The sequence below is a fragment of the Longicatena sp. 210702-DFI.1.196 genome (genome assembly GCF_020563125.1).
Taxonomy (GTDB): Bacteria; Bacillota_I; Bacilli_A; order Erysipelotrichales; family Erysipelotrichaceae; genus Longicatena; species Longicatena caecimuris.
Genome location: NZ_JAJCPX010000075.1, coordinates 1 through 1,898, shown reverse-complemented (window position 1 = coordinate 1,898; position 1,898 = coordinate 1). Strand labels below are relative to the sequence as shown.

Sequence of the window (1,898 nt, the reverse complement as noted above, 5' to 3'; positions counted from 1 at the left end):
AAAATAACAAGTGTGGCATTGGAAACAGAGGAAAGACAAAGATTGTTGTAAAAGAGCATTTTTCCGAAAAGGGAAAGACAATGGAAGAACTTTTAACTGATGTTATGCTTGAGAAAGCAAAGCAGACAATCGCATAAATTCGGTGCAGTTGTAAGAAATAGATTGAATGGCAAAAAGTACCCGTGTTATACTTTACTTGCAAGCAGGTATTGTAAACACGGGTTAGTTATAAAGGAGGATAACTGACAATGAAACAACAGATTTACAATACTGCACTTTATCTTAGGTTGAGCCGAGATGATGAATTACAAGGCGAAAGTTCCAGCATTACCACACAAAGAAGTATGTTGCGTCTATATGCAAAAGAACATCATTTGAATGTCATTGATGAATATATTGATGACGGCTGGTCGGGAACAAATTTTGAAAGACCGAGTTTTCAGAGAATGATTGAGGATATAGAGGTAGGAAAAATCAACTGTGTTGTAACAAAAGACCTTTCCCGACTTGGCAGAAACTATATTATGACAGGACAATATACAGAATTGTATTTTCCCAGCCATAATGTCCGTTACATAGCGATTGACGACGGTGTAGACAGCGAAAAAGGCGAAAGTGAGATTGCACCATTTAAGAATATTATCAATGAATGGGTGGCAAGAGATACAAGCCGTAAAGTGAAATCAGCCTTTAAGACAAAATTTGCAGAGGGTGCGTATTATGGGGCTTATGCTCCGTTAGGATATAAGAAACACCCCGACATCAAAGGGAAACTGTTGGTTGATGAGGAAACAAAATGGATTGTTGAAAAAATCTTCTCTCTCGCCTATCAAGGTTACGGTAGTGCAAAAATCACAAAAATACTGCGAGAAGAAAAAGTCCCGACATCGTCTTGGTTGAATTTTACAAGGTATGGTACTTTTGCACATATTTTTGAGGGCAAACCCGAAAGTAAGCGTTATGAGTGGACGATTGCACAAATCAAAGGAATTTTGAAAAGTGAAGTTTATATCGGCAACAGCGTTCATAATCGACAGTCAACAGTATCATTCAAAAGCAAGAAGAAAGTGCGAAAGCCCGAAAGCGAATGGTTTCGAGTAGAAAATACCCACGAGCCAATTATTGAAAAAGAAGTGTTCTATCGTGTTCAGGAACAGATAAAATCAAGGCGTAGACAGACAAAGGAAAAGGCAACGCCGATATTTGCAGGGCTTGTTAAGTGTGCGGATTGTGGCTGGTCTATGAGATTTGCAACAAATAAGGCAAATAAGACGCCTTACAGTTATTATGCTTGCAGTTTCTATGGACAATTTGGCAAAGGCTATTGTTCTATGCACTATATCCGCTATGATGTGCTGTATCAAGCTGTATTGGAGCGATTGCAGTATTGGGCTAAGGCAGTACAGCAGGACGAAGAAAAGGTATTGCATAAGATACAGAAAGTCGGTAATGCCGAGCGAATACGGGAAAAGAAGAAAAAGGCAAGTGCCTTGAAGAAAGCCGAGAACCGACAAAATGAGATTGACTGTTTATTTGCGAAAATGTATGAAGATAGAGCCTGTGAGAAGATAACAGAACGAAACTTCATTATGCTGTCGGGAAAATATCAAAAGGAACAGATAGAACTGGAACAGCAGATAACCGACTTAAGAGAAGAATTAAGTAAAATGGAACAGGATATGATAGGTGCTGAAAAATGGATTGAGTTAATCAAGGAGTATTCCGTACCAAAGGAACTGACAGCACCGTTATTAAATGCAATGATAGAAAAAATACTCATTCACGAAGCAACAACGAATGAGGAGAACGAAAGAATACAGGAAATAGAGATATACTACCGATTTATTGGAAAAGTAGACTGATAAATAGGGTTCATATCTTTAACTAAGGGAGACGGA

The 1,898-nt window shown here is 38.5% G+C and carries 1 protein-coding gene and 1 pseudogene; both read left to right on the top strand.

What is annotated here, in order from left to right:
* Window positions 1-137: pseudogene (locus LI241_RS15410) on the top strand (tRNA wybutosine-synthesizing protein 3-like protein); the annotation flags it as partial.
* A gap of 111 nt (window positions 138-248) precedes the next feature.
* A complete protein-coding gene (locus LI241_RS15405; RefSeq protein WP_099124465.1) occupies window positions 249-1,862 on the top strand; it encodes a recombinase family protein in 1,614 nt (537 codons plus the stop codon).
* The last annotated feature ends 36 nt before the right edge of the window (window positions 1,863-1,898 follow it).

Excerpts from the sequence above, each read along its gene's own strand:
- LI241_RS15405 (WP_099124465.1), top strand. The coding sequence starts at position 249 with ATGAAACAACAGATTTACAATACTGCACTTTATCTTAGGTTGAGCCGA.